This is a genomic window from Thalassospira sp. CH_XMU1448-2, assembly GCF_037027285.1.
GTDB lineage: Bacteria > Pseudomonadota > Alphaproteobacteria > Rhodospirillales > Thalassospiraceae > Thalassospira > Thalassospira profundimaris_C.
Genome location: NZ_JAYMEA010000001.1, coordinates 316,197 through 340,793, shown reverse-complemented (window position 1 = coordinate 340,793; position 24,597 = coordinate 316,197). Strand labels below are relative to the sequence as shown.

The 24,597-nt window shown below is 54.9% G+C and carries 25 protein-coding genes; 7 read left to right on the top strand and 18 right to left on the bottom strand.

All coding sequences use genetic code 11. The annotated features are described in order from the left end of the window. Nucleotides 1-4 precede the first annotated feature (4 nt). Together WA318_RS01595 and WA318_RS01590 are read right to left on the bottom strand one after the other, a co-directional pair. The gene (locus WA318_RS01595; protein WP_336079658.1) at nt 5-496 is read right to left on the bottom strand and encodes a GNAT family N-acetyltransferase; all 492 of its coding nucleotides are present in this window, start codon (nt 494-496) and stop codon (nt 5-7) included. Nucleotides 497-742: 246 nt separating this feature from the next. After that, nucleotides 743-1,483, bottom strand: a complete 741-nt coding sequence (locus tag WA318_RS01590; RefSeq protein ID WP_336079657.1) for an SDR family oxidoreductase — start codon at nt 1,481-1,483, stop codon at nt 743-745. A gap of 127 nt (nt 1,484-1,610) precedes the next feature. Between WA318_RS01590 and WA318_RS01585 the strand changes: the two genes are divergently transcribed. Next, a complete protein-coding gene (locus WA318_RS01585; protein WP_336079656.1) occupies nt 1,611-2,510 on the top strand; it encodes a LysR family transcriptional regulator in 900 nt (299 codons plus the stop codon). A 9-nt stretch (nt 2,511-2,519) separates the two neighbouring features. On the opposite strand, the gene WA318_RS01580 is transcribed toward WA318_RS01585, so the two are convergent. Then, entirely contained in the window at nt 2,520-3,029 is a 510-nt protein-coding gene (locus tag WA318_RS01580; RefSeq protein WP_336079655.1) for an SRPBCC domain-containing protein, read from the bottom strand. Between the two features lie 123 nt (nt 3,030-3,152). After that, the gene (locus WA318_RS01575) at nt 3,153-4,100 is read right to left on the bottom strand and encodes a 2-hydroxyacid dehydrogenase (protein WP_336079654.1); all 948 of its coding nucleotides are present in this window, start codon (nt 4,098-4,100) and stop codon (nt 3,153-3,155) included. Nucleotides 4,101-4,578: 478 nt separating this feature from the next. On the opposite strand from WA318_RS01575, the gene WA318_RS01570 reads away from it, so the two are divergent. Beyond that, on the top strand, nt 4,579-6,069 hold the full coding sequence (locus WA318_RS01570; protein ID WP_336079653.1) for a methyl-accepting chemotaxis protein: 1,491 nt from the start codon (nt 4,579-4,581) through the stop codon (nt 6,067-6,069). Between the two features lie 157 nt (nt 6,070-6,226). Here WA318_RS01570 and WA318_RS01565 read toward each other — a convergent pair whose 3' ends face one another. Beyond that, nucleotides 6,227-6,646 (bottom strand): VOC family protein, encoded by a 420-nt coding sequence (locus WA318_RS01565; protein WP_336079652.1) that lies wholly within the window; start codon nt 6,644-6,646, stop codon nt 6,227-6,229. A gap of 122 nt (nt 6,647-6,768) precedes the next feature. On the opposite strand from WA318_RS01565, the gene WA318_RS01560 reads away from it, so the two are divergent. Further along, nucleotides 6,769-7,695, top strand: coding sequence for a LysR substrate-binding domain-containing protein (locus tag WA318_RS01560; protein ID WP_336079651.1), 927 nt, complete (start codon nt 6,769-6,771; stop codon nt 7,693-7,695). A 40-nt stretch (nt 7,696-7,735) separates the two neighbouring features. On the opposite strand, the gene WA318_RS01555 is transcribed toward WA318_RS01560, so the two are convergent. The 11 genes from WA318_RS01555 to ade form a co-directional block, all read right to left on the bottom strand. After that, nucleotides 7,736-8,200, bottom strand: coding sequence for a DUF6314 family protein (locus WA318_RS01555; protein ID WP_336079650.1), 465 nt, complete (start codon nt 8,198-8,200; stop codon nt 7,736-7,738). Between the two features lie 95 nt (nt 8,201-8,295). Beyond that, nucleotides 8,296-8,667, bottom strand: coding sequence for a histidine triad nucleotide-binding protein (locus WA318_RS01550; protein WP_114096852.1), 372 nt, complete (start codon nt 8,665-8,667; stop codon nt 8,296-8,298). A gap of 219 nt (nt 8,668-8,886) precedes the next feature. Further along, nucleotides 8,887-9,213 (bottom strand): phosphoribosyl-ATP diphosphatase, encoded by a 327-nt coding sequence (locus WA318_RS01545; RefSeq protein ID WP_336079649.1) that lies wholly within the window; start codon nt 9,211-9,213, stop codon nt 8,887-8,889. Nucleotides 9,214-9,216: 3 nt separating this feature from the next. Next, entirely contained in the window at nt 9,217-9,978 is a 762-nt protein-coding gene (gene hisF, locus WA318_RS01540) for an imidazole glycerol phosphate synthase subunit HisF (protein ID WP_114096337.1), read from the bottom strand. Between the two features lie 23 nt (nt 9,979-10,001). Then, nucleotides 10,002-10,730: a 1-(5-phosphoribosyl)-5-[(5-phosphoribosylamino)methylideneamino]imidazole-4-carboxamide isomerase gene (gene hisA, locus WA318_RS01535; RefSeq protein ID WP_336079648.1), complete on the bottom strand. Its 729-nt coding sequence runs from the start codon at nt 10,728-10,730 to the stop codon at nt 10,002-10,004. Next, nucleotides 10,727-11,281: a GNAT family N-acetyltransferase gene (locus tag WA318_RS01530; protein WP_258548572.1), complete on the bottom strand. Its 555-nt coding sequence runs from the start codon at nt 11,279-11,281 to the stop codon at nt 10,727-10,729. The genes hisA and WA318_RS01530 overlap by 4 nt, the downstream gene beginning before the upstream one ends. Continuing rightward, nucleotides 11,278-11,928, bottom strand: coding sequence for an imidazole glycerol phosphate synthase subunit HisH (hisH, locus tag WA318_RS01525; protein ID WP_336079647.1), 651 nt, complete (start codon nt 11,926-11,928; stop codon nt 11,278-11,280). The genes WA318_RS01530 and hisH overlap by 4 nt, the downstream gene beginning before the upstream one ends. After that, nucleotides 11,925-12,368 (bottom strand): DUF2628 domain-containing protein, encoded by a 444-nt coding sequence (locus WA318_RS01520; RefSeq protein WP_336079646.1) that lies wholly within the window; start codon nt 12,366-12,368, stop codon nt 11,925-11,927. Before WA318_RS01520 ends, hisH begins: the two co-directional genes overlap by 4 nt. 79 nt (nt 12,369-12,447) lie before the next feature. Next, entirely contained in the window at nt 12,448-13,047 is a 600-nt protein-coding gene (gene hisB / locus WA318_RS01515; RefSeq protein ID WP_114096332.1) for an imidazoleglycerol-phosphate dehydratase HisB, read from the bottom strand. 156 nt (nt 13,048-13,203) lie between these two features. Next, nucleotides 13,204-15,339: a cache domain-containing protein gene (locus tag WA318_RS01510; RefSeq protein WP_336079645.1), complete on the bottom strand. Its 2,136-nt coding sequence runs from the start codon at nt 15,337-15,339 to the stop codon at nt 13,204-13,206. 145 nt (nt 15,340-15,484) lie between these two features. Next, nucleotides 15,485-17,215 (bottom strand): adenine deaminase, encoded by a 1,731-nt coding sequence (gene ade / locus WA318_RS01505; RefSeq protein WP_336079644.1) that lies wholly within the window; start codon nt 17,213-17,215, stop codon nt 15,485-15,487. A 218-nt stretch (nt 17,216-17,433) separates the two neighbouring features. On the opposite strand from ade, the gene hslV reads away from it, so the two are divergent. Together hslV and hslU are read left to right on the top strand one after the other, a co-directional pair. Then, nucleotides 17,434-17,994, top strand: coding sequence for an ATP-dependent protease subunit HslV (gene hslV / locus WA318_RS01500; RefSeq protein WP_114096329.1), 561 nt, complete (start codon nt 17,434-17,436; stop codon nt 17,992-17,994). Between the two features lie 60 nt (nt 17,995-18,054). Beyond that, nucleotides 18,055-19,365 (top strand): ATP-dependent protease ATPase subunit HslU, encoded by a 1,311-nt coding sequence (gene hslU, locus WA318_RS01495; RefSeq protein ID WP_336079643.1) that lies wholly within the window; start codon nt 18,055-18,057, stop codon nt 19,363-19,365. An 80-nt stretch (nt 19,366-19,445) separates the two neighbouring features. On the opposite strand, the gene WA318_RS01490 is transcribed toward hslU, so the two are convergent. Next, on the bottom strand, nt 19,446-20,855 hold the full coding sequence (locus WA318_RS01490) for an ATP-binding protein (RefSeq protein ID WP_336079642.1): 1,410 nt from the start codon (nt 20,853-20,855) through the stop codon (nt 19,446-19,448). A gap of 248 nt (nt 20,856-21,103) precedes the next feature. Next, the gene (locus WA318_RS01485; protein WP_114096326.1) at nt 21,104-21,685 is read right to left on the bottom strand and encodes a malonic semialdehyde reductase; all 582 of its coding nucleotides are present in this window, start codon (nt 21,683-21,685) and stop codon (nt 21,104-21,106) included. 241 nt (nt 21,686-21,926) lie between these two features. On the opposite strand from WA318_RS01485, the gene WA318_RS01480 reads away from it, so the two are divergent. Together WA318_RS01480 and coaBC are read left to right on the top strand one after the other, a co-directional pair. Further along, nucleotides 21,927-23,210 carry a polysaccharide deacetylase family protein gene (locus WA318_RS01480; RefSeq protein WP_336079641.1) on the top strand — a complete coding sequence of 428 codons (1,284 nt, stop codon included), beginning with the start codon at nt 21,927-21,929 and terminating at the stop codon, nt 23,208-23,210. A gap of 169 nt (nt 23,211-23,379) precedes the next feature. After that, the gene (gene coaBC, locus WA318_RS01475; protein WP_336079640.1) at nt 23,380-24,597 is read left to right on the top strand and encodes a bifunctional phosphopantothenoylcysteine decarboxylase/phosphopantothenate--cysteine ligase CoaBC; all 1,218 of its coding nucleotides are present in this window, start codon (nt 23,380-23,382) and stop codon (nt 24,595-24,597) included.

The window sequence follows — 24,597 nt, the reverse complement described above, 5'->3', positions numbered from 1 at the left end:
CAGATTACGGCATCTGGCCAAGCGCCATTTTCATGCCTTCGTGGCTGGCGACAAAGCCAAGCCGTTCATAAAACCGGTGGGCATCCTTGCGGGTTTTATCGGTGGTAAACTGGATCAGCACCGCGCCAAGTGATTTCGAAATCGAAATGGATTCTGTTATCAGTTTTTCACCGATCTTCTGACCGCGCACCTTGCTTGAGACCCGAACCCCTTCGATCTGGGCGCGCAATTGTCCGCGCCGCGACAATCCGGCAATCAGGGTCAACTGCAGACAACCGACAATATCGTCGCCCAGAATGGCCAGAAGATATTTGTTGGGCAATGCGTCGGTCGATTGGGACTCCATCGCATCAAAGGCCTGATAATAGGCATCGGGCAATGGATCGGCTAATTCCTCGCGGGTTTTGCCTTTTTCATCATCGGCCAAAAGCGCAACGATGGCAGGCAAATCTTCGCGGGTGGCATAGCGAAACGTGAGGTTGGTGCTGTCTGACATGGGGTCCCTTTCATTGGTGGCCGGGCATCATGGCCGAAAGGAAGCTTTTGCGGCAAGGGTGATTGAACCGGCAAAAGTTATCACATCGCGTGGGGGGTCATCGCCAAACGGCAATGACGCCGCCCGATACAAAGGATCAGGCAACGTCATTTGCCAGTCTTTCAGGAATTTGGGCCAACGCAGATACGGGGTTGGGGGGCTATCTGCGCAGTTTATTGATCCCTGATTGCGGTATCTAGGTGAAAATCATGCCAGTCCGCCATTGGCACGGATGGTCTGACCATCAACCCAGCCGGAATCGTGCCCGGCCAGGAAGGAAACGACACCGGCGATGTCGTCCGGTTGCCCAAGCCGCTCAAGCGGCGGCATCTTGGCAAACTGGGCGATCTGTTCATCGCTTTTGCCATTGAGGAACAGCTCGGTCGCAACCGGACCCGGGGCAACGGCATTGACCGTGATATGGCGACCACGCAGTTCCTTGGCATAGACTGCGGTCATGGCTTCGACTGCGGCCTTGGTGGCGTTATAGACTGCATAGCCCGGTAATTTCAGATGCAGGGCGGTGGTCGAAAAATTGATCACCCGGCCATGATCGCGCAGATGTTTGGCCCCTTCGCGCAGCATATTGAAGGTGCCGCGCACATTGATATCCATCATCGCGTCATAGGTGGCGTCATCCATGTCGGCAATCGGCTGGGTGGTCATGACACCGGCATTATTGACGATGACATCCACCCCGCCAAATTCGGTGATGGTCTTGTCAAACAGGGCGGTGACCGCATCGGGGCGGGCAATATCGGCCCCGATTGCGATGGCCTTATACCCGTCGGCTTTCAGGCTTTGGGCCAGTTCCTCGGCCGGGGTGGCAGAGTTGGCATAATTGATAACCACGGCAAAACCATCAGCGGCAAGACGTTTGGCAAGGGCAACGCCGATCCCGCGCGCGGCTCCGGTGATGATGGCAGTTCTGTTTTGATTGGCAGACATGAAAAGTCTCCTTGGATGGGGTGACAACCTCAAATGTGATGAGCGCACTATGCCCCGGATGACTTTTCGGATAATTGCCCTATATTCGAATTGACTGTTCGAATTTTATCAACAATTGGAATCTGTGATGGACCGGTTCGAAGACATGCGCAATTTCGTCCGGGTGGTCGAGCGCCAAAGCTTTACCAAGGCCGCGGGCGATCTTTTGATCCCGCGCGCCACCATGACCAATTCGATCCAGCGCCTTGAAGACCGGCTGGGCACGCGGTTGCTTGAACGCACGACACGCACGGTAAAGCCCACCCATGATGGTGAGGCCTATTATCATCGCTGTGTGCGGATTCTGGCCGATCTTGAAGATGCCGATACCAGCTTTACTAATCCCGATCCGAGGGGATTGCTTCGGGTCAATCTTCAGGGGACCCTTGCCAGAACCTTTATCATTCCCGCCATTTCCGAATTCAAGGAGCGCTATCCGTGCATCAATCTTGTGATTGCTGATGGCGACCGGTTTGTCGATCTGGTCCATGAAGGATTTGATTGCGTGCTGCGCAGTGGCGATCTGGCCAGTTCATCAATGATCGGGCGGCGCCTGACCCTGTTGCGCGAAGTGACCATCGCAAGCCCCGATTATCTTGCCCGGGTTGGCATTCCCGAAACCCTTGATGATCTTGAGGCGCAAGGCCATCAGATGGTTTGCTTTCTTTCGGGGGCAGATGACAAGCCAATCCCGCTTGATTTTGTGGTTGCAGGCAAGGTGCGTGAAATCACCCTGCCGCCCAGCATTTCGGTCACCGGTGCCGATACCTATGCCGCCTGTGCGGCGGCCGGGCTTGGCCTTGTTCAGGTGCCGCGCTATCGCGTTGTCGATGATCTTCGATCCGGGCGGCTTGTTGAAGTTCTGCCTGAATATCCGCCCGAACCGATGCCGGTTTCCGTGCTATATCCGCAAAACCGGCAGCTTTCTGCGCGAGTGCGGGTTTTTGTCGACTGGATCTGCGATCTGTTTGCCAGAACCGAATTCTGACATTCAGGGTTAAGCTGTTTGGCCAGACGGGGTAGAAAGGGTTTTGATCCGGTTTCGTAATGAGACCAGATGAGCCTGCCAATACTGGGTCATCATCGGTTTGAAGCGGTTGTCGTTCAGACCGTTGCGCGCCGGATGGGCGGCAGACAGCTTTTCCAGACCCAGATGCTCAAGCGTGATGCGGGTTTGATCGCCTGCCGGGGCAAAGCGGATATCGACAATGGTGGCGGGTTCATCATCGGTGGCAGCTGGCCAGCGCCAGTCAAATATCAGCCGTTTGCCCGGTTCGAACCTGGTGACTTTCCCGGCCTCGATGACGAAATCCGGTCGGCGCTTGTCGGCTTCCTGAATGACATAGGTCCCGTCCCTTTGCGCAAACTGCATGATGCCCGGCCGGATACCGATCAAACGGTTGCGCGGGCCCTGCTTCCACCAGTGATCAATATCGGTGATGAAGGTCTCAAAGGCGGTCTCGGGATCGCATTCAACACGAAGGGCAACAAAGGTCTTGGCCGACATTTAAAATCCTGTCTGGACGGGGCTGGCAGGCAATGCCTGTTCTTTTCAGAAAAGACATCGCCCGACAAGTGAAACCGCGCAGGACGGGATATGGCCCGTCATTTCAGGGCGGGTAAAGCCGGTTTAATAACCGGTTTTGCGATTGACCAGCCCGCGCGGGGTTTCGCCGCGGTTGATGCGATCAATATTTTCGGCAATCTGATCAACTGCTTCCTCGATCCGGGTTTCGGCCGCGATATGGGGCGTGATGCGGATTTTCGGGTGATCCCAGAACGGATGGCTTTCCGGCAGCGGCTCGGTCACCGCAACATCAAGGAACGCGCCACGCAGATGCCCGGTATCAAGGGCGCGCAGCAGATCCGCCTCGTTGATCATGGCCCCGCGTGCGGCATTGATGATCGCCGCCCCCTTGGGCAGGAACGACAGGGTCGAACTTTCCAGCACATTTTCGGTTTCCGGCGTGCGGGGCAACAGACAAATCAGGATATCGGACTGGCCCAGAAATTCGGCCAGCGTTTCCTTGCCGGCAAAGGTGGTAATGCCCTCGATTGCCTTCATCGACCGGCTCCAGCCTGAAACGGTAAAGCCAAGATTTGAAAGCGCTGTGGCGACTGCCGCCCCCAGCGCCCCCAGCCCCATGACCCCGACCCGGCATTTGGAAATGCGTGCGACCGGATGTTGGGTCCAGTCTGCTTTGGCCTGCTGGGCGTCATAGACATCGAAATCGCGCATGAAATGCAGGGCGGCATAAAGATGATATTGCACCATCTGATCGGCCATTCCGGCATCTTCAAGCCGGATTACCGGCAGATCAACCGGCAAACTTGGCGAAGAAACAACATGATCCACCCCGGCCCCCAACGAGAAGATGGCCTTAAGACCCGTCAGGGTTTTGATCAATCCCTGTGGCTGTTTCCAGAACAGGGCATAGTCAATCGTTTTGGGGTCGTAATTATCATCGCCGGTGACAATTGCAGCACCCGGTAGCCGCGCCGTCATGGCCTTTTTCCACGCGGCATCTTCGCCGGCGGCAGAAATAAGGATATTGGGGGCGCTGTTGGCGGCTGACATGGGGGACTCCTGATATTCGGGTTGTCGGTTTTGTTACGGGTGGCGCATATGCTGCAGAACTTAGAACGCGCCAGACCGCAAAGCGTTCCCTTGCAAATTCTGGCGCGTCTATTGATGGCAGCTAATTGACTGTCTGGTCAATCACTTGGCTACCTGTTCTGACCAGCTCTCGGTCAGATAGCTCAAGAACACCTGGAAATCTTCTGAATAGGATTGCTGCAATCAGTGGCATCCAAAGCGTTAAACTTGGATGCATTTTCAACATAAAGTCAAAAATAGAGAATGTCGGAACCCTTCAACATGCGTTCTGCTTGGTGAGAAACCCTAAAGATTCTCGATATCAGTTTTCGATTTCACGGGCTTGAATAGGGCGAATCCTACCCATACCTAAGAATAGGTGGTTGTATTGGATGGTCTGCACTCGACCAAAGATCTCCTGTTTTGGTTGTCACTCATTGTTAAGGGGGAGGGAAATTCCTTGGCTTTCAACTTTTTTAAGAATGGCGTCAATGCGCTTCAAGGACAGCAGATATATGAAGCTCTGGGTCGGTCCATGGCTATTATCGAGTTCTCTCTTGATGGTACAATCCTAACAGCCAACCCCAATTTTCTGGCTACAATGGGGTACGAATTGAACGAGATTACCGGCAAGCACCATTCGATATTTGTCTCATCCGAATACGCCAAAAGTCCCGCCTACAAGGAATTTTGGAAAAAGCTTTCAAGCGGTGAATTTGAGCGTGATGTGTTTCAGCGTATTCGTAAAGACGGCGAAACAGTCTGGCTTGAAGCAACCTACAATCCGATCCTCAATGCGGCCGGCAAGCCGGTTAAAGTCGTCAAGTTTGCCACGGACATTACAGCTCGACGCAAAGAGCGCGCTGCATTGGAGGGTATGCTCAATGCAATTGATCGCTCCCAGGCAGCTATCGAATTTGATCTCAATGGCAAGATTCTCAAAGCCAATAAGAACTTTCTCAGCACCATGGGATATGAAGAGAAAGAAATAATCGGAAAACACCACAGCATGTTTGTTGAACCGGGATATGAGGGTTCATCCGAGTATAAAGATTTCTGGAACAAATTGAGAAAGGGCGAGGTTCAGGCAGCCCAGTTCAAACGTATTGGTAAGAATGGCAAGGAAGTCTGGTTGGAGGCCGCCTACAATCCGATTTTCGATCAAAATGGCGCTCCGGAAAGGGTTGTTAAACTTGCTACGGATATCACCGAACAGGTGCAGCTTCTGATCGATCTCAAAGCAATGATCGATACCAATTTTGGCGAGATTGACGAGAATATTATCAATCTCGACACGGCGGCAGCAAGCGGTGCATCGGTAGCAGCGCAAAGCTCCAATTCCGTGCAAACCGTTGCCGCCAGTGCAGAGGAACTGTCAGCCTCAATCGCCGAAATTTCTCGCAGCATGGCACAGAGCCGGGATGAGACTGAGCGCGCGTTTTCCCAAACCGTAAATGCTAACCAATCGACGCAAAAAATGGCGGATGTGGTCTCTGCAATGACCGGCATCGTTGAGGTCATTCAGGGCATTGCCGGACAGATCAATCTGCTTGCGCTCAACGCCACTATTGAATCCGCCCGGGCCGGCGAAGCCGGAAAGGGATTTGCAGTGGTCGCCAACGAGGTCAAGAACCTTGCCAATCAGGCGGCAAAAGCTACCGACCAGATATCGGCCGAAATCAACGGCGTACAGGAAATCTCGAACGAAGTTGTGCAGTCGCTTGAAACCATTCGCGGCTCAATTGAAACCGCACGCGACAGTGTGACAAGCATATCTGCATCGGTCGAAGAGCAGAGTGCCGTGACCGAAAGTGTGTCGGAAAACATGCAGACAATGGCCGTATCGGTTGAAGAACTTGCTCAAAGACTGTCCGAGATTCAGACGATTTCCGGCACGGTTGGAGGTTCTGTCACAAAAACCCGTGAAGCTGCTGAAGTTCTGGCGCGGTAAGTTTTGTTCAATCGAACCGATAAGCCTGATCTCTAAGGAATTCAACTTGCTTCGACAGGGTCGATACCCCGAACAGCTGGCGTTCGGGGTATCGACTGTCTTTCCCTGATGTCTGACAGGTATGTATGTTACCCGCGATTTGATCGGATTCTCTGGCCTAATGGGCGAAAATCATTGCCGGGTCGCGGAATGTCTTGAATTCAAGACCATTGCCCGCCGGGTCTTCGACAAAGAAGGTCCCCTGTTCACCGGGTTCGCCCTTAAAGCGGATTTTCGGTTCCAGAAGGAAAGGCACATTGGCCGATTTCAGGCGGTCGGCCAGATCGTGCCAGGTATCCCAGTCCAGAACCGCCCCGAAATGCGGGATCGGCACCGCATCACCATCGACGGTGCCTGCACCCTTGTTCTGACCGGCTTCCGGGCGGACATGGGCGGAGAGTTGATGACCAAAGAAATCAAAATCAATCCAGGCCTCGGTCGAGCGCCCTTCGGCACAGCCAAGGATATCGATGTAAAAGGCGCGGGTATCGACGATTGATTTGATCGGGAAGGCCAGATGGAACGGGGGCAGCGACATGGATATCTCCAGGGGTTAGGGCCTATATAATCTAATGCTTGGTTGTTAGAGTCATTTTAAATCAGCATAATACTGCGATCAAAATCAGAAGTTCTGCGTATATAATCAGGAAATCTATTGTTATGGCGCTGCGCCCGACCACCCCGCCGCTCAATGCATTGCGCGCCTTTGAGGCCGCTGCACGCTTGGGCAGCTTTGCCCGTGCCGCGGAGGAGCTTTCGGTGACCCCGGGCGCAATCAGCCAGCAGGTCGCCAATCTGGAAGCAAGCCTTGGCATGGTGCTGTTTGATCGCAATGGCCCGAAACTGAGCTTGCGCGAAGCCGGACGCGCCTATTTGCCCAGTCTGCGCCGCGCTTTGGACGAGATCGAGGCTGCCACCCTTGACCTTGTCACCCATGGGGCGGGCGAACGGCGGCTGGTGATCGGGGCATTGCATACGCTGGCCAGCAGCTGGTTGATCCCAAGATTGAACCGGTTTCAAAACGAACATCCTGATATCCGTCCGGTGATCGAAACCCTGGCGCTTAATTTCGCCACCCCGGAACGCAGTCCCGATCTTGCAACGCGCCAGATGGATGTCGGGCTTTATTTTGGTGATGGCATGTGGCCGGATGCTCGCGCCGACAGGCTTTTTGATGAAATTCAGGTGGTTGTCGCCAAACCGGGCACCGCCGCAGCCGGTGATCGAGCCGATCTGAATGCCCTGATCGCGGGACAAACCCGCCTGATCCACACCACCCGGCCCAAGGCCTGGCACGATTGGGGGCAAGCCAATAGCGTTGCCATATCCGGTGCGCCCGGACCGGGGTTCGAGCATTTCTTCATGCTGATCGAGGCCGCCAAGGCCGGTATGGGCATAGCCCTTTTGCCGCGTGTCCTGATCGAAGGGCCACTTGCCGATGGATTGCTTGAGGTGGTCTGTGAAGCCACCTTGCAAAATCCTGGTGCCTATTACCTGATTACCCCGCAAAACCGGGTGGATACGCCCGAAGTCAACGCGTTTCGCGACTGGTTATTGCGCGAAGTCGTGGATCATCGTCCGGCCTAAACTTGCCGAACTCATTGATTTATTGGGATTTTCTGGCGGTTCAATCGCCTTGTTTGCGGCGATAGATGCTATGAAGCAGATGGTCTTTCTTTGGGCCGGTGATTTTTATTTTTGTTTCGAAATGATCATCATCCTGCCAGATCATGCAGTGATGATAGAAATCCTCGCCACAGGGATGAATGTCACGTGCGCACAGGCCATCAGTCGCATCCTCGCCAAAGTGTAGCATCACGTAGCGATTGCCGAAACTGAGCGGATCGCGAAACAGAAGCTCAATCGCCGCCGGGTCCTCGTGCAGGACAAAATCATATTCCCGATAGCCATCAAAACGTTGGCCGTCCGGACGCGTCAGAAACCCTTCCTCGCGATAGCGCAGAACATTGGGCTTGTCGGGATCGAGCGCCTGAAAGGTCACATCCCCAACAAATTGCCCGACCTCGCCCAGATCACGCATAAGGGACCATTGCCCGGCAAGGGCGGCAAAGATATCGGATGCTTCGGGCATGGGTGTTGTCATGGCATTACTGGCTGGTTCTGATCGGGACAAAAAAGGCAGGGTCGCGATGCGGTGCCCTGCCTTTTTGATGGTGTCTTGGTAAATCAGGCTTTGGGCAACATCAGGCCAAGCTTGGTACCGCCGATGATATGCACATGCAGATGCGGGACGTCCTGACGGCCGTGGTCACGGGTATTGGCGATCAGGCGATAACCGTCTTCAACCACACCAGCGGCCTCCGAGATTTTGCCGATTGCGCGGGTATAGGCGATGATTTCGGCGTCTGAGGCATTCAGCGCAAAGTCGTCATAGGATGTATAGGCCCCCTTGGGGATCACCAGAATATGGGTCGGGGCCTGGGGCGCGATGTCATTGAAGGCCAGAACATGGTCATCTTCATAGACCTTGGTGCACGGGATATCGCCGCGCAGGATTTTGGCAAAGATGTTTTCCGGATCGTATGGTTTGACGGCCATCTTGGGGCTCCTGATCGATGTATTCTGATTATGGGTGCCATATTGGACAGGCTTGGCGTCAGGTGCAATTTCGATTTTGACAAAGCAGGAGCATTTTCCAAATTTTGTCATTCCGGGCGGAAAAATGCAGAGATCCGCAATCCTTGATGCCAAAAAGCGAGATGCCCGCTTGCGCGGGCATGACGGGGATTGGAAAAAGGTCCGGGAAGGCCAGACTGATTAGTCGCCCTTGCGCGCTGCTTTTTCGGTGATGCCCGAAATACCCTGACGCTCGGCCAAGATCTGCCAGACATCTTCGGGCTTCACCCCCTGATCGGCCCAAAGAACCGTCAAATGGTACAGAAGGTCTGCACTTTCCGATGCGACCTTGTCCGGGGTTTCGGCCAAAGCGGCAATCACGGTTTCAACACCTTCTTCGCCGACTTTCTGGGCGATTTTGGCTGTGCCTTTGGCAAACAGCTTGGCGGTATAGCTGGTGTCCGGATCGGCCCCCTTGCGGGCGGCGACAGTGGCATAAAGCGCATCAAGGATGTGTTGATCAGCCATAACTTACTCCTCGCGCACCGGAATGCCAGCGGCCTTCATGTGGTCCTTGACCTCGCGGATGCGATAGGTGCCAAAATGGAAGATCGAGGCTGCCAGAACGGCTGATGCATGGCCCTCGGTCACGCCTTCGACCATGTGGTCCAGCGTGCCAACACCACCCGATGCAATCACCGGCACATGAACGGAATCGGCAATCGTGCGGGTCAGCGGAATGTTAAAGCCCGACTGGGTGCCATCGCGATCCATCGAGGTGACAAGAAGCTCGCCCGCGCCATATTCGGTCATTTGTTTTGCAAACGAAACGGCATCAATACCCGTGGCTTCACGCCCGCCATGGGTAAAGATTTCGAACTTGTCCGGGCCGGTCGATTTGGCATCAATCGATACCACAATGCATTGCGAACCGAATTTGCGGGCCGCTTCGCGCACGAAATCGGGGTTTTTGACCGCGGCTGTATTGATGGAAACCTTGTCCGCCCCGGCCAGCAGAAGCTTGCGGATATCTTCAAGGCTACGCACGCCACCACCGACGGTGACGGGCATAAAGCAGGCCTCGGCCGTGCGTGCAACCACGTCAAAGATGGTGTCGCGGTTATCAGATGATGCGGTGATATCCAGAAAGCACAGCTCGTCGGCGCCTTCGGCATCATAGATGCGGGCCTGTTCGACCGGATCACCGGCATCAATCAGATCAACGAAATTGACCCCTTTGACGACGCGGCCGTCCTTGACGTCAAGACAGGGAATGACACGGGTTTTCAACATGGTCGGTTTCCTGTTTGGCTCGGTTACGCAAGGGCTGCGATGGCTTGGGCAAGGTCGATGCGCCCGTCATAAAGCGCACGGCCCGAAATCGCGCCGTCAATGCCAGCACTCGTATGCTTTTTCACCGCGATCAGATCATCAAGTGACGATACCCCGCCCGATACAATCACCGGGGTCGAAATTTCGGAAGCCAGTGCGACCGTGCTTTCGATATTGGGGCCGCCCATTGCGCCATCGCGGTCGATATCGGTAAAGATGATGGCGGCCACACCGCAATCCTCGAACTTTTTGGCCAGCTCAAGGGCGGTGACTTCGGACGTTTCCGCCCAGCCTTCAACCGCGACATAGCCATCACGGGCATCAATGCCCACAGCAACCCGGCCCGGCCATTTCGCACAGGCTTCCTTGACGAAATCGGGATTGCGAAGGGCGACGGTGCCTAGGATGACGCGCGTGATGCCTTTATCCAGCCAGTAATCAACGGTTTCCATGGTGCGGATGCCGCCACCCAGCTGGGTCTGTGCCTTGCCGTCAACGGCGGCCAGGATCGAATCAACTGCCGCGCCATTGACCGGCTCACCGGCAAAGGCCCCGTTCAGATCAACAATATGAACCCAGTGACAGCCAGCCTGAACGAACTCGCCTGCCTGTGCGCCGGGGTCATCGTTAAATACGGTTGCCTTGTCCATGTCGCCGCGCAACAGGCGCACACATGCACCGTCTTTCAGATCAATTGCGGGATAAAGATTCACTGTTCGGGGTCCTGTAATTTCTTGGTGTAGTAGTAACCTTCGACCATCTTGCCGTCGATCATCGCGTAATAGGGATTGATGCCCCAACGGACATAACCAAGCCCGTTATAAAGCGCGATGGCGGCCTTCTGGGTTTCGCGAAGGTCCAGTTTCAATACGCTATAGCCCGCTTCACGGGCGAAATATTCAATCGAACGCACAATCGCCTTGCCATTGCCGCGCCCGCGCGCCCACGGGGCAACGAAATGGCCGGAAATCTGGGCAGAATGACGTTGTGCTTCAAGGTTGGCCGGGGTTTCAATCAGCTGGGCCGCGCCGGAAATCACGCCATCCACGCGCGATACAAACAGATGCCGTCCGGGCATCAGCAAAACACCGCGCCAGTATTTTTCCATATCCGGGCGATCTGGCGGCGTGAGCCAGCCAAAGCCGCCCCCTTCGACAATTGCCTGGGTACAGGCATCGACAATGTCGGAAAGCTCGCCTGCCGAAAGTTCGGTCACGCGTTCGGCAACAACACCGGGCTGAATAGTATCAGATGGTGCGATCATGGCTTCCATCCCAGGAAGTTACCAATGATGGTAAGCCCCGTTTTCTGGCTTTTTTCCGGGTGGAACTGGGTGCCGATCATATTGTCACGTCCGATCATCGCCGTCAGGTCGCCGCCATAGGATACCGATGCCAGACGTTCGGCCGGATTGGCGACATGCATGTGATAGCTATGCACGAAATAGGCATGATCCCCGTCCGAAATACCCTTCAGGACCGGGTGGGCCTTGCCCGCCGGATCAAGCACCAGTTCGTTCCAGCCCATATGCGGGATTTTAAGAGCCGGGTCGCTGGGTTCAATCGCCACAACCTCACCCGCAATCCAGTCAAGGCCCGCGGTATCTTCAAACTCACGGCCAACCGATGACATCAACTGCATGCCGACACAGATGCCAAAGAACGGTTTGCCGCCCTTGATCACCTGTTCGGTCAAAACATCAACCATGCCCGTGACGGCATCAAGGCCCGCCCGGCAATCGGCATAGGCACCGACGCCCGGCAGGACGATATGGCTGGCGTTGCGGACCTTTTCCGGGTCATCGGTGACAATGATCTCGTCAGAAAAGCCGGTTTCGCGGGCGGCACGCTCGAACGCCTTGGCAGCAGAGCGCAGATTGCCTGAACCGTAATCAATAATCGCAACACTCATGGGTAGGATGGGCTCCCGGTTGAGGGGGTGGAAACAGCAGTCTGCGCGATATGCGGGACGCGCGGACGTGATGTGTTCAAACGTTCAAAACAGCGATGCTCGGCATCGCTTTCGTTCTTTCCGGCAACAATATCGGTCATTTTCCAGCCCTGCGCGGCAAGCTTGCGCCGACGCAGATCATTGGCAATCAGGCCAAAGCCGATCCCGGTCACAAGGGCCAGGGCAAAATCCATTTCCGGCCCGCCATCAAAGAACATGACGGCAAAGCTGCACAGAAACGACACCGCGACCAGACCAAGGAAGCCCAGCCACAGCCGATGATACAACGCCCAAAGACCCGACAGCAGAAAGGCCCAGAAATTGAACCCTTCGCGGATCAGGATGGCATTTTCCATCGGGTCGGCATCGCCGGGATGGGTATGGACTGTGTAAACCTTCATCGAAAACCGATTTTCTGGTCCCGGCAGTGCAGGACACTGCCGGTATTGTTCGATCTTGAACCGATCAGATCACATCAGATCAAAGCGACCCGCCAAGAACACCCTTGGTCGACGGAATGGCATCGGATTTGCGCGGATCGATTTCGATCGCATCGCGCAAGGACCGTGCAAGCGCCTTATAGGCACTTTCGATGATATGGTGATTGTTCTCGCCATACAGGTTCTCGACATGCAGCGTAATGCCGGCTGCCTGGGCAAAGCCCTGGAACCATTCGCGGAACAATTCGGTATCCATATCACCCAGCTTGTCGCGGGTGAAATTGACATTCCAGATCAGATAGGGGCGGCTTGAAATATCAAGTGCCACACGGGTCAGGGCCTCGTCCATCGGAAGCAGGCAGCTGCCATAACGTGTGATGCCCTTTTTATCGCCCAGTGCCTGTGCAAAGGCCTGACCGATTGCGATGCCGCTATCTTCGGTGGTGTGATGGAAATCAATATGCAGGTCGCCCTTGGCCCGGACTTTAAGGTCCATCAGGCTGTGACGCGAAAGCTGTTCGAGCATGTGATCAAGGAAACCGACCCCGGTCTCGACATCATAGACGCCGGTCCCGTCAAGGTTCAGTTCAACCATGATCTGGGTTTCGTTTGTATTACGCTCAACGCGGGCCTTGCGCATGCAAAGCTCCTTTCCTGCAGGTATTGATGCATATGATGGGACGTATGTAGCAACAAACCCACGGAAAAGCCAGTTTAAGTGGCTAAGTAATGGCCGCAAAATCCCGAATTGGTTGCCGGTTTGATCCTCAATCGGTGATGGGGAACCTGATCGGGCTTATTTGCTTGATAGATGATTGATGCCATCCCAGTCTTTTGGCGGCGGATTGGTCATGAAAGCCCGGCAGCGCGCGATATAGATTTCAACCAGTTTCGGGGTTGTGGCATCGGCAATGTGGGCGCTGAAAGCAGCATGGGCTTCGGCCCATCTGTGATCGAGGTAAGGCGCCATACAGGCATCCCATGCCGCGATCTCACTCTGCTGTTCGGCAATGTTGCAAAGCCTGTTGCTGGTATCGGATTTGTCCCCGATCAGCTCGTAAATCGCAAGTGGCGATGACGTGCCAACGGGCATCACAAGATCCACATAGCGCAACAGGAAATTATCAGATGCGCGGCGGGCAATGGCGTCACTGGCCAGAATGCGTGTGCCATACATCTTGTTCAGTCCCTCGATCCGCGATGCCAGATTAACCGCCCCGCCAAGGGCGGTATATTGCAGCCGATGTTCCGATCCCACATTGCCGACAACCACCCGATCCGTATGCAGGCCAAAGCGGGTATAAAGCGGGAACAGCTTAGACTCCTGCGAGATGGAATTAAGCTGCCGCCCGGCCAACCGACAGGCAAGAGCCGCCCGGCAGGCATGATCAACATGGTCGGGATCATCCGACGGTGCATTCCAGAACGCCATGATGGCATCACCGATATATTTATCGATGGTGCCATTGCCGTTGGCCGTTATCTGGTGCTCCATGGCGGCGAAATAGTTCGACAGTTCCCGGGCAAGCTCGGTCGGGGAATAGTTTTCGGTCTTGGCGGTAAAGCCTTCGATATCGGTGAACATGATCGAAAGATCACGGGCCTCGCCGCCGATTTCGACCGGATTGCCGTTGGAAACTATGGATTTGACCAGATCGGTCGGCACATAGGCCCCAAAACTTTTGAGGCTGACCTTCATATTGGCAATCGCCGATGACAGCGCGCTGACCTCATAGATATGCGATGTCATCCTGAAATCGCCGCCAAGATCAAACCGGCCGATTTTTTCGGCCTCGGCAGCCACGATATTGAGCTGGCGGCTCATCATCCGGGAGATAATCGCAATCAGGATGATGGTGAAAATAAAGATCGCCCCGGAAATTTTCAGCACATATTTGGTGGTTGCCTTGATCGCGCCGATAAATTCGTCTTCGGGAACGATAAGGCCCAGAACCGGCGCCATGCCGAAGAGTCCCGGCACGATTGCCGCCGAGGCAAGGTATTTTTTCCCATCTTTTTCGTCGACAAACTCAAAGAAGGCTTCGGGCTTCTGGCTCCATTTCAAGATGGCGTTGGTGACAATCGGGTCACTGGCTTTCTGGTTGCCGACCGTGAAAAAGGATGAATTTCCGTCGATGCCCTGCGGACCGGCATAGGCGATGACCCGATTTTGAAAACCAAGCAGAAACACCCGGCCTTCTGCGCCGATGCGGATATTGCTAAGAATTTCAGTGACCTTTTCCAAAGTCAGGTCCGCGCCGACAACACCCATCAGACTGCCGTCAGGGTTAAGCACGCGCTTGGCAAAGGTCACACCGGGTTTGCCGGTGCTGTTAAAGGTGTAGAACGGGCTGATAAAGACATCATCATTACCCTGTGCCCCCTTATACCAGGCCCGGTTGCGCGGATCATAGGTGACAGCGCTTTGTTCCTGGCCCGTGACCTTTCCCCAGCTTGACTGATAAAGAAAAGTATCAAGCATGCCGCCCGAATAGTCATAATCAACCGACCGATAGACAATCTTGCTTTTATCGGGAATGACACTGTCATGCGGACCAAAGGTTTTCAGGCCTTCGGGGATTTGAACAACCTGAAAAAACCGTCCATCATTCTGAAACCCGAAAAACAGACCATAAATCTGGGAATGGCCATTGATCTGGCTGGCCATGATTTCACCACCGCGCGGTTGGGAAATGGCATCCGGGAACGCATTGACCAGATCGGCGGTGGTGGCAACGATTTTCCTGACCGGTGTGATGACATTGACCAGACTTTCGACCGTGATTTTTCGCGCGGTCTCCATCTGATTATGGGCTGTCTGAAGTGCAAGGGTACGGTTGCTTTCATACAGAAATGCAACGGTTATTCCCAACATCAGGACCGCAATGGTTGTGAAGGCTGCGGTAACACCGATCTGAAGCCTGATTTTCACCTGATATTCTGCCCTTGTTATGCGACCCTGACTAAGGCCGCCTATGTCATGCAGCTATATCAACAGATTAGATCACATCGGGCCGAAAACAATATCAGGTTGATCACGTAGAATAAAAATATATCAAGGGTTGTTTTGACGCATTCTAAACAAAGTCGAATTTATCAACGTCAAACAGGCCACGATCCGTCATTTTAAGATGCGGAATGACCGGAAGGGCAAGGAAGGCAACCTGAAGGAACGGTTCGGGCAAGACACATCCAAGATCCTTGGCGGCCTTGCGCAACGTGATCAGGTCCTTTTCGACCACTTCGAACGGCTCCGTGCTCATTAGTCCGGCGACGGGCAATGGCAGTTCGGCGGTAACTTTGCCTTCGTTGGCAACCGCAAAGCCACCGCCCATTTCAATCAGGCGATTAACCGCTGCGGCCATATCGGCATCACTGGCCCCGACCACGGTGATGTTGTGGCTGTCATGGCCGACAGAGGATGCAATAGCGCCGCGTTTCAGGCCAAAGCCCCGCACAAAGCTGCGCCCGATATTGCCATTGATGCCGTGGCGTTCGACGACGGCCACCTTGATCACGTCATTGGCCAGATCGGGCTCAAGCCCGTTATCGCCGATCTCAAGCGTTGCCTCGTCACGGAAGGTCAGGATAAGACCCGGCTTGACCTTGATCACCGGTGTCTGGTTCTGACCGGGCTTGGGATCGCAGGCAAAGGCTGCGGCTGTCACGGGCGTTGCCTTCATCGAGGTCAGGCCGACCGGTGCGATGGGGGTACGGGTTGCAAACAGATCATCGGTCACAAGGCGACCACCGGCGATGACATCGCTGACATCGCAGGTTTCAAGGTCATCAAGAATGGCAATATCGGCCCGCCAGCCCGGTCCGATCAGACCGCGATCGCGCAGGCCAAAAATGCGGGCAGCCGAATGCGATGCGGCGCGGTAGGCATGATGGATCGGGCAATTGCGCGCCTTAAGATGACCGATCAGGCGGCGCACAAGGCTATCAAGATGGCCTTCTTCGCCGATATCAAGCGGATTGCGATCATCGGTACACAGCGCCACAAAGCTTGAACTGTTTTCATCAAGAATTTCAGCCAGGGCTTCAAGGTCCTTGGAAACCGATCCTTCGCGGATCAGGATCGCCATGCCCTTGGCCAGTTTTTCGCGGGCTTCTTCGGCGGATGTGGCTTCATGGTCGGTGCGAATGCCAGCGGCCATATAGCCATTAAGGTTCAAGCCGCGCACCAGTGGCGCGTGGCCATCAATATGACCATCCTGAAAGGCTTCAAGCTTGGCCATGATGCCCGGATCAAGGTTCAGAACGCCGGGATAGTTCATCATTTCGGCAAGACCAACGACCTTTTCATGGGTTCTGAATGGCAACAGGTCTTCGATCTCAAGACGCGCACCAGCGGTTTCAAACGCCGTTGCAGGTACGCAGGATGACAGATTGACCCGCACATCCATGATGGTCTGTTCGGCACAATCAAGGAAATAGCGGATCCCTTCCGCACCAAGCACATTGGCGATTTCATGGGGGTCACACAGAACCGTCGTCACACCATGCGGCAAGACGCAGCGATCAAATTCAAGCGGGGTGACAAGCGAACTTTCAATATGAAGGTGCGTGTCGATAAAGCCCGGAACCGCAAATTTGCCGGTGCAATCAATTTCGGTTTCACCAGCATAGCTGTCATGGGTGCCGACAATCCGGTCACCGACAATGGCGATATCGGTTTGGGTGACCTTGCCGGTGATCACATCAAGAAGCCCGATATTGCGCAGGACCAGATCGGCCTTGACCCTGCCCTGACCGGCAAGGATGCATTTGCCAAGATGGGTTTGCGAAAGATCGGTGCTGCTCATGGTTTCGGGTCCTGTTTTCTTGAAATTCTTTTCTGATGGTCAAGGGTAAAGCATGTCGTGGCTGTGTGCTTTGAATTTTTTATGCCTGTGGGCGTTGAAACTGTGTTTGGGTCACAGCAAAGGTAATCTTGGGGGTAATGGGTGGCTTCTGCCCTTGACCGGGGCGTCTGCCGTGCTAACTCTTGGGCGAAGCAATCGACGAGATTCAAGGATAATTCATGAGCGAACAACAAAGCTGGCATGGCACGACAATTCTGTCGGTGCGCAAGGGCAATGAAGTTGTGGTGGCCGGTGATGGTCAGGTCTCTCTTGGCCCGACCGTGATCAAGGGCAATGCCCGCAAGGTGCGCCGCATTGGTCAGAAAGGTGAAATCATGGTTGGTTTTGCCGGGGCGACCGCAGATGCCTTTACCCTGCTTGAACGGCTTGAAGCAAAACTTGATCGTCATCCGGGTCAGACCATGCGTGCCTGTGTCGAACTTGCCAAGGACTGGCGCACCGATCGTTACCTGCGCAAGCTTGAAGCCATGATGGCGGTAGCCGACAAGGATGTTTCGCTGGTTCTGACCGGTCAGGGTGACGTTCTTGAACCCGAAGACGGCATTATTGCCATCGGTTCGGGCGGGAATTATGCGCTTTCGGCGGCTCGTGCCCTGATTGATATGGACATGAGTGCCGAGGAAATCGCCCGCAAGGCAATGGCAATTGCCGGCGAGATTTGCGTCTATACCAACGGCAATGTCCTGCTTGAAAAGATTGAAATCGAGGATGCGAAGTAAGGCGCTGGAGCAATCCGGGCCCTGTTACGGCATTCGTCGCAATAAGATACGGAATAAATCATGACCCAACATTTCAGCCCGCGCGAGATTGTCTCCGAACTTGATCGACATATTATCGGTCAGAAGGATGCCAAGCGTGCAGTGGCCATTGCCCTGCGTAACCGGTGGCGCCGTCAGCAGCTTGACGACACCATGCGCAATGAAGTTCTGCCCAAAAACATCCTGATGATCGGTCCGACCGGTGTCGGTAAAACCGAAATTGCGCGCCGTCTGGCGAAGCTTGCCGATGCGCCCTTTATCAAGATCGAGGCGACCAAATTTACCGAAGTCGGCTATGTCGGGCGTGATGTTGAACAGATTGTGCGTGATCTGGTTGAAGTTTCCATCGATCTGACCCGCGAAAGCATGCGCAAGAAAGTCCGGGCCAAGGCCGAAATGCAGGCCGAGGAACGCATTCTGGACGGGCTGGTCGGCGAAAATGCATCGCCTGATACCCGCCAGAAATTCCGCAAGATGCTGCGCGAAGGCGAACTTCAGCAAAAAGAAATCGAAATCCATGTTCAGGAAAGCAGCTCGGCCTCGATGCCGACCATCGATATTCCGGGCATGCCCGGTGCCCAGATGGGGATGCTGAACCTCAACGATATGTTCGGCAAGGCGTTTGGCGGCAATACCAAGCCCAAACGCATGACCGTCGAAGAAGCCTTTGACCGCCTGATCGACGAGGAAGGCGACAAGCTGCTGGATATGGACAAGGTCATTGCCGAGGCGATTGAAAATGTCGAACAGAACGGCATCGTCTTCCTTGATGAAATCGACAAGATCACCGCGCGTTCCGAACGCGGTGGCGATGTTTCGCGCGAAGGTGTGCAGCGTGACCTGCTGCCGCTGATCGAAGGCACGAATGTTTCGACCAAGCATGGTACGGTCAAAACCGACCATATCCTGTTCATCTGTTCGGGGGCATTCCATCTAGCAAAGCCGTCGGATCTTCTGCCGGAATTGCAGGGCCGTTTGCCGATCCGGGTTGAGCTCAAGGCACTGACCGAAGGCGACTTCCGTCGCATCCTGATGGAGCCCGAAGCATCGCTGATCAAGCAATATGTTGCCCTGATGAAGACCGAGGAAGTCACACTCGATTTCACCGATGACGCGATTGATGAAATTGCCCGGATTTCGGCCAATGTGAATGAATCGGTCGAAAATATCGGCGCACGCCGCCTGCATACGGTTCTGGAAAAGCTGCTCGATGATATCAGCTTTACCGCGACCGACCGGGCGGGCGAAACCTTCAAGGTCGATGCCAATTATGTCCGCGAACAGGTCGAAGACCTGTCAAAGGACACCGATCTTTCGAAGTTTATTCTGTAATCGAAACGTTCGATTGATCCAGATACGCAAAAGGCCAGCACGATGTTGCTGGCCTTTTTGTTTGGTCCTGTTGACCGGGATCAGGCGGAATGCAATTTCCGGACATTGTCGCCGGTTTTGGCCGGCAGATAGACCGTAAAGACCGAACCGACACCCTGTTCGCTTTCGATCTGCATGGTGCCGCGATGGCGCTGGACAAGGTGTTTGACGATGGCCAGACCAAGGCCCGTACCGCCAACTGCGCGTGATCGCGCGGTATCAACCCGGTAAAACCGTTCGGTCAGGCGTGGCAGATGTTCGCGCGCAATGCCGTCGGAATGATCGCGGATGGCAACGGCCATGATGCGGTCATGGCGGAAACGCGCCAATGCACCGGGCGGGTTTTTGACAAGGCTGATCGTGACTTCGACATTGGTATTGGAATGGCCATATTTGATGGCGTTTTCCACCAGATTGACAAAGACCTGGGTCAGTTCCTTTTCCTCGCCGATCATCTCGGTATTTTCGAGTTCCTGGGTCACGCGGATATTCATGCCCTTGGTCTGTGCCTTCATGGCAAGGCTTTCGGCAACCTTGCTGATGACTTTGCCCACATCGCAATCACTTGATGGCGGGGTATGTTCATTCAGCTCGATCCGGGCAAGGGAAAGCAAATCTTCGATCAGATGTTGCATCCGCTGGGCCTGATCGCGCATGACCGGCAGGAACTGGTTGAGCGCGTCGGGGTCATCCTTGGCCGGGCCTTCAAGTGTTTCGATAAAGCCCAGAAGAACCGAAAGCGGCGTGCGCAGCTCATGCCCGGCGTCGGTCGCGAAATCGGCACGCATCTGTTCAAGTTTGCGAAGCTCGGTCAGGTCCGAGAAACTGAGCACAAAGTTGCGATCCCCGGTCGCCGCAGGCAGGCGCGCTGTCAGCACGTCATAATGACGATGCGCGTCACTGGCCAAAACAAATTCCGCATGTTTCATGATTTCGCGTTCATTGGCGACGTCATCAAATGAATCAAGCAGGATCGGATCGCGAATAAAACGCGTCAGGTCGCGACCGGTCTCAAGATTGTGAAACAATCCCTTCGCCGCCTGGTTAAAGCCGGTCACCACTCGATGCCGGTTGACCATCACCACCGGGTTTGGCAGGTGATCAAGGATTTCGGCGTCCGTACTGGTTTGCGCTTCAAGAAGGGCAATACGATCACGGAAGGCCCCGGCAATCTGGGTATAAAGTGATGACAGCTCGGACGCGGCGGCAAATGTAATATGTTGTGGCGGGGTGCCTTTGAACCGGTCACGCAGATCGGTGGCATAGCGCGCAACCCGGCGCAGATCGCCAAAATAGATGCGCAACATCGCCGTAATCCCGATCCAGGATAGCGTTGCCGAGACAATCGCCGTGCCCCAGCCAAGCAGCTCCATCGCCGCAAGGACGACAAAGACAACGCCAGCCGGAAAGGCAATGGCCAAAGCTGTAAGGATCAATTGGCGAAAGCCCAATTAACGCTCCTGTTTACGGGGTGAATCTGGTTCTATACGCGCGTATATAAAAGTGGACCTAAAATGGTTATGGGCCAGTAAAGATCAAATAAAAGTTTGATGACAGTTTTCAAGTTGTTCGACGGATTGAAAAAAACCGTCGAAACGTCGTTTGCATGTGCTCTATCAGAAAATCAGAAGGCTTGAATATGAAAAAGGCCTCCGGTGATGGAGACCCTTGTCTAATCCTGTCTGAAAATGTGTCGGTTTCAGAGGATTTCGGCCCCTTCATCAAAACCGAGCCGCGGACTGCGCGCATGAAGCTTTTCACGATTGCCATACCCGATATTGAGCAGGAAGTTGCTTTTGACCGGGGTGCCTGCAAAAAACTCGGCATCCACCTTGGCCTGATCAAATCCTGACATCGGACCACAATCCAGACCAAGCCCGCGCAGTGCCATGATGAAATAGCCAGCCTGCAGGGAACTGTTGCGAAATGCGGTGGCCTTGATCACCTCATCCTTGCCGGCAAACCATGACCGCGCATCGGTGTGGGGGTAAAGGGCGGGCAGCTTCTCGTAAAATTCCATGTCCTGGGCGATGATGGCGGTAACCGGTGCGGTCATGGTCTGATTGACATTGCCCTCGGCCAGGCAGGGTTTCAGGCGTTCCTTGGCTGCTTCGGACTTGACGAAGGTGACGCGCATCGGTTCGCAATTGCCGCTGGTCGGGCCCAGCACCGTCAAATCCCAGGCCTGTCTGAGCAAATCCGTATCGACATCGCGATCCTGCCAATAGCTGAATGTGCGGGCGTTGCGGAACAAAAGACCAAAAGCATCAGAACTAAGCATGGGACCTCTTGGGGTTGGAGTTATCGGTTTGTATTAAAGGTAACCCCGGTCGTCCAATTCGCAACCATCTATATGAAATATGGAAAAACAAACGGTTCGCTGGTATTTTTGCTTTTGCAAAACGATCCCGGCAAACGGGACGATGCCCCCGGATAATGACAAAAACAGCAAAGCCGGGGTACAGGACCGATCCGCACACAAGGTCCTGTCTGGAGTGGTTGGTAGAAAACTGGAAACAGATATGAATTTTAAGGCCAAAGGCCAAAGGTCGTTATCGGCAGCTGGTCTGATACAGTCCGGCACCATGCTGCGCAGCGCGGTGTTCGGCATGTCATTTGCCGTCGGGTTAACATTCGGCATCGAACCGGGCAATGCCCAGTCAGTCGAAACCGGAACCGGCACGTCCTCAGACGTGCAAACAGAGGCACCGGTAGCCAGTTCGGCGGCAACACCCGCCGGTGATGAGGGCAATGTGGCCGCACCGGACGCCCCGGTGGCCGAGGCAGAACCGGAGGCGGAACCGGCAACCGAACCGCAGATGGCGACGGCACAGCAAGATGCGTCCGAACCGGCTGTTGCGGCCCCCGGTGGTGATGCGAGTTCGGCAGTGGTCTTTATGTATCACCGCTTTGGCGAGGGTGAATATCCCTCTACCAATATTCGCCCGGAACAGTTCAAGGAGCATGTCGCCGAGCTCACCAATGGCAATTACACCGTGATGGGGTTGCCACAGATTGTCGAGGCGCTTGAAAATGGCAAGGGCCTTCCGGATCGCACGGTCGGGATCACGGTTGATGATGCATATCGCTCGGTTTACGAAACCGCGTGGCCGATCTTTCGGGCCAACAACATGCCCTTTACGGTGTTTGTTTCAACCGAACAGCTCGATGACGGTTTTGCCAATTACATGACCTGGGACATGGTGCGTGAAATGGTCAAGGCCGGTGTCACCATTGGCGGTCATAGCCAGCACCATTCGCATTTGCCCGATCTTGATATCGAAGCCGTCAAGGCCGAGCTTGCCCATGCGGCCGAACGCTTTAAGGCCGAGCTTGGGTTTGTGCCCGATATCTTTGCCTATCCCTATGGCGAGGCGGATGCCGATGTCATCAATGCTGTCAAGGAAGCCGGATACAAGGCCGCCTTTGGTCAGCAAAGCGGTGCGATGAGCACGGAATCCGACTTTATGTATCTGCCGCGTTTTGCATTAAACGAGCATTATGGCGCAATGGACCGTTTCAAGCTGGCGGCAAATTCATTGCCGCTGCGTGTTAGCGACATTACGCCGGGTGATTATACCCTGACGCGCAATCCGCCGGCATTCGGCTTTACGCTTACGGATCCGACGCCCGATATTGCCTGCTACCCGTCAGATGGTCAGGCAACCATGACCCGACTGGGCGATGAACGCGTTGAAATTCGTCTCGACGGACCGGTGGCATCGGGGCGTTGGCGGATTAACTGCACGGCGATGGGGCCCGAGTCCCGTTGGCGGTGGTTCGGGATGTTATATACCGTGCCATGATGGGAACCGGATTTGGTCCGTCATAAACCTGTTGAAAGCAGGGTGAAAAATCAGCGCCGCGACCCTTTGGGGGACGCGGCGTTTCCATTTCGGTTTTGGGCGCTTGCGTCCCATAATGAGACAATGTAGGTTAACCACACTTTTAAACCGTAATTAATTGGTAATCACAGTGGCGGCAGGCAAAAATATCCTTCTGATCATCTCGGGCGGCATTGCGGCCTATAAGGTTCTTGAGGTGATCCGTCGGCTCAGAGACCGCGAAATCAATATTCGCGCCATCCTGACCAGGGGCGGGGAACAGTTCGTTACACCGCTTTCTGTCGCAGCCCTTACCGAAAACAAAGTCTATCAGGATCTGTTTTCCCTGACCGATGAAGCCGAGATGGGGCATATCCGCCTGTCGCGTGAGGCTGACCTTGTGCTGGTCGCCCCGGCAAGTGCCGATATTCTGGCAAAAATGGCAACCGGTCAGGCCGGTGATCTGGCAACAACCGCCCTTCTTGCCACCAACAAACCGGTGATGATTGCACCGGCCATGAATGTCGAGATGTGGAACCATCCGGCAACACAGGCCAATATCGCAACGCTTGAAAGCCGTGGCGTGATCCGGGTTGGGCCGTCTGCGGGTGATCTGGCTTGTGGTGAAACCGGTTCGGGCCGTCTGGCAGAACCGGCCGAGATCATCGCAAATGTGCTTGATTTCCTTGATGGTCAGTCCGCGCCCAAGCCGCTTGCCGGGAAAAAGGCCGTTGTCACCAGCGGTCCGACCCATGAGCCGATTGATCCGGTGCGCTATATCGCCAACCGGTCGTCTGGCAAGCAGGGCCATGCGATTGCGCAGGCGCTTTGCAATGCCGGTGCGGATGTGACGCTGGTGACCGGTCCGGTATCCCTGCCCGATCCGGCCGGGGTAAAAGTTGTGCGCATTGAAACCGCGCGCGAGATGCTGGCTGCGGTCAAAAACGCCCTTCCGGCTGACATCGCCATTTGTGCCGCAGCGGTTGCCGACTGGCGCACGGCCGACGAAGCCGGACAGAAGCTTAAAAAGGATGGATCGGGCGTTATTCCGGACCTCAGGCTTTCGGAAAATCCCGATATTCTGGCAACGATCAGCAAGGCCGGTGCGTCGCGCCCGGGGCTTGTGATCGGATTTGCCGCAGAAACCGAAAAGGTCACCGAACATGCGCGTGCCAAACGGGCACGCAAGGGCTGTGACTGGATCCTTGCCAATGATGTGGCCCCTGAAACCGGGACCTTTGGCGGGGATCAGAACGAGATTTTCCTGATTTCAGGTGATGATGCCAGGACCGATGAACATTGGTCGCGCCAAAGCAAAACCGGCATTGCCGAGGCCCTGTGCGCACGGATCATCAGACATTTTTCCTGA